Here is a 558-nt window from a genome sequence, read left to right on the forward strand (position 1 = left end):
GTATCCGCGCGTACTTTGTCGCCCATTGAATGAATAACATCAGCAATATCAAGCCTTAACCATGGGGAGGTTGGCTGTAGCGCTATCAATTCCTCTACGGACGCTTTCATCGTTGCCTGATCATTTTGAGCGATTGCGATCCGCAGACGAGTCAAAATAACTTCCGACTTGATGCTCGCTATTTTTTCAGCGACCACTTTCTGCTGTGGGGCAGAGTAACTGCGCGCGAGTGCTTCCGCGCCAGACCAATCTTGCTGCTGAATACGAACATCTAAACGACCACGCAATGCAGAGCTATTGCTACTGTCCAGTTGCAAAGCTTGTTTGAAAACCTTCTCTGCCGCGGCATAATTTTCTCGTACAAGATACAAAGAGCCTAATGATGCATAAGCATAAGGTTGGGATTTATCTACTTGAATCGCTTTGTGATAAACGCTTTCTGCTTGCTTAAACTGACCTTTTTCTACCAAGGCATCACCTTGATCAAGATACGCCCAATATTGAGACGTCTCGATTAGCGCTGCCCATTTTGAGGCCGAGTCAGGATTATGATCTAAG

1 protein-coding gene is annotated in these 558 nt (G+C 46.1%); it reads right to left on the reverse strand.

Annotated elements, in window-relative coordinates; translation table 11 throughout:
• On the reverse strand, positions 1-558 hold a 558-nt coding region (locus R7R78_RS28565), incomplete at both ends, for a tetratricopeptide repeat protein (RefSeq protein ID WP_225474906.1).

This window comes from Vibrio sp. 2134-1 (assembly GCF_033339495.1).